Source organism: Mycobacterium sp., from assembly GCF_019247615.1.
Classification (GTDB): Bacteria; Actinomycetota; Actinomycetes; order Mycobacteriales; family Mycobacteriaceae; genus Mycobacterium.
In genome coordinates, this window is the sequence record NZ_JAFBAT010000238.1 from 1 (window position 1) to 7,177 (window position 7,177).

Below are 7,177 nucleotides of genomic sequence, written 5' to 3' on the forward strand. Positions count from 1 at the left end.
CGGTACGTCGTTTTCGCCTGCGTCGGTGGAGCGCACACATCGGGCGGGATGCAGCTCTGCGCGATCGCCGCGAAGACCGCGCACGCCACGGCGTTCATCCAATACAGGGCAGGGGTGCCGATCTCCTCGGCGAGCAGGCCACCGACGCCGCCACTGATCGCGGCGCCGACGTTGGTAATCCAACCCAGCCGCCAGGCGTCGACTTTCGCTCGTTCCCCGGGATCGGGAATCAGTTCGGCGATCGCTTCGCTGAGCACCGGACGCGGTGCGTCAAAGACCACGCCTGCCAGCACGGCACCGAGGGACAAAGCCCAAGCCGCGTGCGCGCCGGCCAGCAGCGCCAGCACCAGCGCCGCCGACAACATTGTGGCCGTCAGCGTCGATCGTCTCCCAAACCGGTCGATGAGCCACCCGCACAGCAGCTGTCCCGCAACCCAACCCACCCCGAATGCCGCCAAAACCGCGCCGATCGTTCCGGGCGGATGCCCCTGCCCGCCGACGTGATAAGCCATGAACGGGTAGGCGAACCCCGCGGCGCGCACCAGCAAGTTGCCGCCCAACAGGACCCAGATCACGGCCGGGTACCGATCCCGGCGCGCGGCGACCGATACGGTCATTGCCTTGCCCTTCGCCAAACTTACTTGCGTACAACGAATCCCGCTGCCCGACATGCTCGTATCGGTACTCGGCGGGCTTGGTTCATGAACCTAAGCCACGCAGAGGCCGGGGTTGAACCACCAATCGGCCCTGCGTCGCGGTGAATCGCGCTCCCCCGATCGGGGACTGCGATTGTCTGCTACCCCAATTGGGGGAGCACATTTCGTCCGCCAATTCCGCAATACGCCCGGCAGACGAACCTGCGGCCGCGGCGGAACAGTGATTGTGACCGCAAGCAACTTACCTTCAGAAGACGAATACATGAGCAACTGTGCTGAAATGTGGCCCGAAAACCCGTCGTGGAGCGAGAAGAGCCGGGCACTGGTAACCGGCAGCTCCGGTCACCTCGGCGAGGCGCTGGTGCGCTCCCTGCGTGACCTCGGATGCGACGCCGTCGGGCTCGACGTACGACCGTCGAAGTGGACGAACGTGGTTGGCTCCATCAATGATCCAGGCTTGATGCTCGAACTGATGGCCGACGTCGACGTGGTGTTCCACACCGCGACGCTGCACAAGCCCCAGCTGGCGTTCGTGTCGCGCCAGGCATTTTTGGACACCAACATCGGCGGCACGCACACCCTGCTCGATGCGGCCGTGGCAACGGGTGTTCGTGCGTTCGTGATGACATCCTCGACGACGGTGTTCGGTGACGCGCTCGTGCCGCCGCAGGGCCGGCCCGCGGCGTGGATCGACGAATCCGTGACGCCGCTTCCCAAGAACATCTACGGCGTAACCAAATCCGCAGGCGAAGACCTCTGCCAACTAGCGCACCGCAACGACGGCCTGCCCTGCGTGGTGCTGCGCGTCGCACGGTTCTTCGCCGATGCCGACGACATGCCACACGTTCACGACGGGCGCGGCGACGACAACGTCAAGGCCGACGAATACGCCTCTCGCCGAGTCGCACTCGAAGACGCCGTCGACGCGCACCTCAAAGCCGCGCAGCACGCGTCGCGTCTGGGATTTGCGCGCTACGTGGTAGCGGCCACCACACCGTTCACTCGTGATGACCTGGCCGAGCTCCGAACTGACGCTGTGCCGGTATTCGCGCGCCGCGTACCGCTGGCCGCCGATGTGTGGAGAGAGCGCGGCTGGCGGTTCCCCCAGCGCCTGGACCGCGTGTACGTCAACACCAGAGCGCGCCATGAATTGGGCTGGTCCCCGCGGTTCGATCTGAATGCGATCGCAGCGAGAGTCGCACACGGCGACCCCGTGCGGACGCCGCTGTCACAACTCGTTGGGGTAAAGGAGTACGCATGCAGTTCGTACCACTTGGGGGTGTTCGATCCAACGAGCAACCAACATGTCCGGGCGCCTCGCGCCATCGCCGCCCTCGCCGGTTGATTGCCCGTCTGTCAACGGCGCACGCCCTGATGCCGCGCGTGGATCAACGCGACCTCGTGATCGAGTAGGTTCCCCCGGCGGGTCTCGGTGGTCGTGGCCGCATGAGGCTCGCTTACGCCCCGAAGCCTCATGCAGTCGTGGGTGGCGGTGATGAGACACATTGCACCCCCAGGGCGGAGACGGTCGGTGATGGCGTCGACCACCTGGGAGCCGATCCGTTCCTGGACCTGCAGCCGCCGCGCGTAACCGTGCACCACCCGAGCCAGCTTCGACAACCCCACGATTCGCTGGCCGGGCCCGGGTCGGTACGCGACGGTGGCATACCCGGTGAACGGCAGCATGTGGTGTGCGCAGGTGGACATCAGCGTGATGCCCTCCACGATCACGAGCCCGGGTTCCTGCGGCGCCGGGAACACACGCTCGAGGTGGTCGGCGGGGTCCTCACGGTAGCCGGCGAGCATGTCCCGCCACGCTCGCACTACGCGGCCCGGCGTGTCAGCGGTGTGATCGTCCCCGTCGATGTCCATCGCTACCAGGAGCGCCTTGACGGCGACCTCCGCATCGGCGAGATCCATCGCTAGTTTCCTTTTGTGCCGTCTGCCGGGGCGACGTGTGGCGTCGATGCGCGGCAGCCGGAGGTGGCCGTCTCCCACACCTCGACGTAGGAGAGTCCGGGAATAGCCAGCCGGTTCCAGATCCAGCCCGCGACGTTCTCGCACGTCGGATTCTCAATAAAGCGATTCAGCGCGCTGTGGTCGAGCTGATCTATCACGGGTTTCATCGCGCACTTGATCAGTGCGAAGTCGACGACGAATCCGGTGTGCGAGTCGGGAACTCCCTCAACACCGACAATTACCTTGTAGCTGTGACCGTGCAGGACACCGCACTGGTGGCCTGTGGCAACATTTGGCAGGAAATGCGCGGCCTCGAAAGTGAACACCTTGAACACCTCTATCGCGGCGTCCATCGGGATTTTCGCTCGTTTGTCATTCATGGCTTCTCTTCGAGGCGAGTCCCATGCCGCACGGGCAACTTTAGGCATACCGAGAATGTAAGGCCCGCTTGGATTCTGAACGATCCGGCCGTTGCGGGTTCGGACGGTGGAAACGCCCTCCTTCGATCGGTGGAGCGCACTATGGGGCTGTCACACATCGGCCCTCGGCACCGTCTCCAGTGTGTAAGCCCATTCGCACCGACCTGAGGAGGCGCCCCATGATCGTCACTTAGTGGCCCCTCGCCGTGCTGGCTGTGATCCAGCTCGCCGATGCGGCTCTCTGCTGGAAACCCGTCGGATTCATCCGTGACTGCCTGGACGATGTGGGGCTTCCACGCCGCTTTCTGGCGTGTGCTGCCCTGCTGAAAGTCGCCGCGGGCCTCGGCCTGATAGTCGGGATCTGGTTCCCGCCGCTCGCGTGCTTTGTGCATCGCCGCACTCGGTTTCGTCGCCGTGTCGATGTGACATCCAGAGAAATTTACCGAAGAAAGCTAGCGAGACCGCAGCGGCGAGCCGGTGAACTTGTCGGGGTTGGCGATATCCCATAGCGCGCAGACCTTCCCGTCACTCACCGTCATCGCCAGGATCCGCGGCCGCATCTCCCAGTGGCCGTCGTCGCCGGGGCTGCCCGCGGTGTAGACCCCCAGCTCGCCGTTGACCAGGCCCAGCTGATTCGCCGTGAAGAACGCGTCGCCGTAGCGGCGGGCCAGGCCGAAGATGAACCGGGCCACCTTGTCCGACCCCGCGATGGCGTGAACGGCGGTGGGGGCCTTGCCATTCGAATCGCCGGTGAATGTGACGTCCGGATGCAGCAGCGCCACCACGGCGTCCAAGTCGCCGGCGGCCATGGCGGCCATCAGCCGACCGACGACCTCGTCGTGCGAGGGGTCGGGTCTCGGCGGCGGCTCCGCCGCGACAGCCTTGCGGGCGCGCGACGCCAGCTGGCGGGCGGCGGCCTCGGTGGTTCCCAGCACCTCGGCCACTTCGGCGAACGGCACGGCGAAACCGTCGTGCAGCACGAAAGCGACCCGCTGATCGGGGGATAGCCTTTCCAGCACCACCATCGCCGCGAACCGCGCGTCCTCGCTCGCCACCACCGCGGACAACGGATCAGCGCGGTCAAAGCCGGTCACCACTGGTTCGGGCAGCCAATTGCCGCTGTAGGTTTCGCGGCGATGCGCCGCCGACCGCAACCGGTCCAGGCCCAGCCGGCTCACCACGGTGGTCAGCCAGGCCCGCAGGTCCGCGATGGCGTCCTCCTGCCCATGCCAGCGCAGCCAGGCCTCCTGGACGATGTCCTCGGCGTCGGCCACGGTGCCCGTCAACCGGTAGGCGACCGACATGAGATGTGGCCGCAGGGCCTCGAATTCGCTGACCTGCTGCGCTGCAGTCATATCGCGAGCGTAACGTCACGGACACTTCCGGCGCCAAGGGTCGCGCTGGCGTTACGCTCGCGGCAATGACCGACAATCTCTGGCTGCATTTCGCCCGGCACGGCCCAGGCAGCACACCGCCGATCATCACCCGCGGCGAGGGTGTCACGATCTTCGACGATCGCGGCAAGAGCTATCTCGACGCGCTGTCCGGGTTGTTCACCGTGCAGGTCGGCCACGGCCGCAGCGAACTGGCCGAGGTCGCGGCCCGCCAGGCAAGCACGCTGGCCTACTTTCCGGTGTGGGGGTATGCCACCCCAACCGCGATCGAGCTCGCCGAGCGCCTGGCGCACCACGCCCCGGGGGACCTGAACCGGGTGTTCTTCACCACCGGCGGCACCGAGGCCGTCGAGAGCGCATGGAAATTGGCCAAGCACTATTTCAAGCTCACCGGTAAACCCGGTAAGCACAAAGTGATTTCGCGGTCGATCGCCTACCACGGCACCACCCAGGGTGCGCTGGCGATCACCGGGCTGCCGTTGTACAAGGCACCCTTCGAACCGGTGACACCGGGCGGCTTCCGGGTGCCCAACACGAACTTCTACCGCGCGCCCGAACCATTTGGCGACGACCTGAAGGGTTTCGGGCAGTGGGCCGCCGACCGGATCGCCGAGGCGATCGAGTTCGAGGGCCCCGCGACCGTCGCCGCGGTTTTTGTGGAACCGGTCCAAAACGCGGGCGGCTGCATCCCGCCTCCGCCGGGCTACTTCGAACGGGTGCGCCAGATCTGCGACGAGTACGACGTGCTGCTCGTCTCCGACGAAGTGATCTGCGCCTTCGGCCGGATCGGTTCGATGTTCGCCTGTGACGACTTCGGCTACGTTCCCGACATCATCACCTGCGCCAAGGGGATGACATCCGGTTATTCACCGATCGGCGCGATGATCGCCGACGACCGGTTGTTCGAGCCGTTCAACGACGGCAAAACCATGTTCCCGCATGGCTATACGTTCGGCGGTCACCCCGTGTCGGCGGCCGTCGGGCTGGCCAACCTGGACATCTTCGAGCGCGAGAACCTCAACGAACGCGTCAAACACCATGCCCCCGAATTCCGCGCCACCCTGGAGAAGCTCTACGACCTGCCGATCGTCGGCGACGTGCGCGGGGAGGGTTACTTCTACGGCGTGGAGCTGGTCAAGGACAAGGCGACAAGGGAAACCTTCAACGCCGAGGAACGCGAACGACTGCACCGGTACGTCTCACGCGCGCTATTCGACGCCGGGCTGTACTGCCGCACCGACGACCGGGGTGATCCCGTCGTCCAGCTGGCGCCGCCGCTCATCAGCGGGCAACGCGAGTTCGACACGATCGAGTCCATCCTGCGCAGCGTGCTCACCGACGCTTGGGGGCGGCTCTAAAGTCCTAGCCGTGGGCGGCGAGGATCCGCTTCACCTCGTAGGCAGCCAGCAGGACCTCCCGGGAATGCGCGGCGTTGGGATTGTTCGCCATCCGCGATTCGGCGTTGCACAGCCAGGTGAGCGCCGACTGCAGGTTGGCGTCGGTGGTCGCATCGCGGTGCTGCTTCAGCTCTGCCAGCACGCGGTCGACTCCGGAGCGGCGCACCTGCGCCCCCTTCTCGACCTGCTTGAGCAGATGTTCCAGCGATCGCGGACCATCGCCGTCGCGGCGCGACTTCGACCAGAACCGATTGTTTTGAATGGCACACCCTTTGCTGTTTCGCTGACCGCATGCCGAGCGTACTGGCTAGGCCCGGTCCTTGCTCGCCGGCGAATTTAACTTCTGCCTCATCAGTCACAGCGCGGCTCCCCGGAATCGGGCAGCCGATCGCCTAGTCTGCTCACACGATGAGCTTTCTACGCCCCGCATCGCGCCTGGCAGCAGCCGTTTTCTTGATCGCCGCCCCGCTGGCGGTCGCGGCGCCGACCGCGTTCGCCGAGCCCGCGCCGGGGCCCAGCGCGGGACCTCCAAACTGCCCGTACAAGGTGTCGACGCCGCCCGCGGTGGACTCCTCGGAGGTCCCGACGGCCGCTGAACCGCCGATGCCCCTGGCAGTACCCGCCAAGCCGGTCGGCGGGGAGGCGCTGGGCAGTTGCGGCGTCGTCGCCGCGCCCGGGACGCCGCCGTTGCCGAACGACGTCTCCGCCGACGCCTGGCTGGTGGCGGACCTGGACAGCGGCGCCGTCATCGCGGCCAAGGATCCGCACGGGCGTCACCGCCCCGCGAGCATCATCAAGGTTCTGGTCGCGATGGCGGCCATCAACGCGCTGCCCCTCAACAAATCCGTCCCCGGAACCGACGAGGACGCGGCCGCCGAGGGCACCAAGGTCGGTGTCGAGGCGGGCGGCGTGTTCACCGTCAACCAGCTGCTGCACGGGCTGCTGATGCATTCGGGCAATGACGCCGCCCACGCCCTGGCGATGCAGCTCGGCGGGATGCAGCAAGCCGTGGAGAAGATCAACCTGCTGGCCGTCAAGCTGGGTGGGCAGGACACCCGGGTGGCGACACCGTCCGGGCTGGACGCGCCCGGCATGAGCACCTCGGCCTACGACATCGGGCTGTTCTACCGATACGCTTGGCAGAACCCGACTTTCGCCGACATCGTGTCGACGCGAAGCTTCCCCTTCCCGGGACATGGCGACCACCCCGCCTACGACCTGGAGAACGACAACAAGCTCCTCTACAACTACCCGGGCGCACTCGGCGGGAAGACCGGCTACACCGACGACGCGGGCCAGACGTTCGTGGGATCGGCCAACCGCAACGGGCGGCGGCTGATGGCGGTGCTCAT

General features: G+C 66.3%; 8 protein-coding genes. 3 read left to right on the forward strand and 5 right to left on the reverse strand.

Annotation, left to right across the window (positions count from 1 at the left end; genetic code table 11):
• Positions 1–617 (reverse strand): MFS transporter (locus JO059_RS16305; protein ID WP_293320490.1); only part of this gene is annotated, 617 nt, incomplete at its 3' end.
• A gap of 301 nt (positions 618–918) precedes the next feature.
• On the opposite strand from JO059_RS16305, the gene JO059_RS16310 reads away from it, so the two are divergent.
• Positions 919–2,001, forward strand: a complete 1,083-nt coding sequence (locus tag JO059_RS16310) for an NAD(P)-dependent oxidoreductase (RefSeq protein WP_293320492.1) — start codon at positions 919–921, stop codon at positions 1,999–2,001.
• Between the two features lie 11 nt (positions 2,002–2,012).
• Here JO059_RS16310 and folE read toward each other — a convergent pair whose 3' ends face one another.
• From folE to JO059_RS16325, 3 genes are all read right to left on the reverse strand, one after another.
• Complete coding sequence (gene folE, locus JO059_RS16315; RefSeq protein WP_293320494.1) at positions 2,013–2,576, reverse strand: GTP cyclohydrolase I; 564 nt, start codon at positions 2,574–2,576, stop codon at positions 2,013–2,015.
• 2 nt (positions 2,577–2,578) lie between these two features.
• Positions 2,579–2,968, reverse strand: coding sequence for a 6-carboxytetrahydropterin synthase (locus JO059_RS16320; protein WP_293320504.1), 390 nt, complete (start codon positions 2,966–2,968; stop codon positions 2,579–2,581).
• Between the two features lie 518 nt (positions 2,969–3,486).
• Positions 3,487–4,389, reverse strand: a complete 903-nt coding sequence (locus JO059_RS16325) for a sigma-70 family RNA polymerase sigma factor (protein ID WP_293320496.1) — start codon at positions 4,387–4,389, stop codon at positions 3,487–3,489.
• 65 nt (positions 4,390–4,454) lie between these two features.
• Here JO059_RS16325 and JO059_RS16330 point away from each other — a divergent pair, with 65 nt between their 5' ends.
• Positions 4,455–5,786, forward strand: coding sequence for an aspartate aminotransferase family protein (locus JO059_RS16330; RefSeq protein ID WP_293320498.1), 1,332 nt, complete (start codon positions 4,455–4,457; stop codon positions 5,784–5,786).
• Between the two features lie 4 nt (positions 5,787–5,790).
• On the opposite strand, the gene JO059_RS16335 is transcribed toward JO059_RS16330, so the two are convergent.
• On the reverse strand, positions 5,791–6,030 hold the full coding sequence (locus tag JO059_RS16335; protein WP_366516227.1) for a hypothetical protein: 240 nt from the start codon (positions 6,028–6,030) through the stop codon (positions 5,791–5,793).
• A 203-nt stretch (positions 6,031–6,233) separates the two neighbouring features.
• Here JO059_RS16335 and JO059_RS16340 point away from each other — a divergent pair.
• Positions 6,234–7,177 (forward strand): D-alanyl-D-alanine carboxypeptidase family protein (locus JO059_RS16340; RefSeq protein ID WP_293320502.1); only part of this gene is annotated, 944 nt, incomplete at its 3' end.

Excerpts from the sequence above, each read along its gene's own strand:
- JO059_RS16330 (WP_293320498.1), top strand. The coding sequence starts at position 4,455 with ATGACCGACAATCTCTGGCTGCATTTCGCCCGGCACGGCCCAGGCAGC.
- JO059_RS16325 (WP_293320496.1), bottom strand. The coding sequence starts at position 4,389 with ATGACTGCAGCGCAGCAGGTCAGCGAATTCGAGGCCCTGCGGCCACAT.
- folE (WP_293320494.1), bottom strand. The coding sequence starts at position 2,576 with ATGGATCTCGCCGATGCGGAGGTCGCCGTCAAGGCGCTCCTGGTAGCG.
- JO059_RS16310 (WP_293320492.1), top strand. The coding sequence starts at position 919 with ATGAGCAACTGTGCTGAAATGTGGCCCGAAAACCCGTCGTGGAGCGAG.
- JO059_RS16320 (WP_293320504.1), bottom strand. The coding sequence starts at position 2,968 with ATGGACGCCGCGATAGAGGTGTTCAAGGTGTTCACTTTCGAGGCCGCG.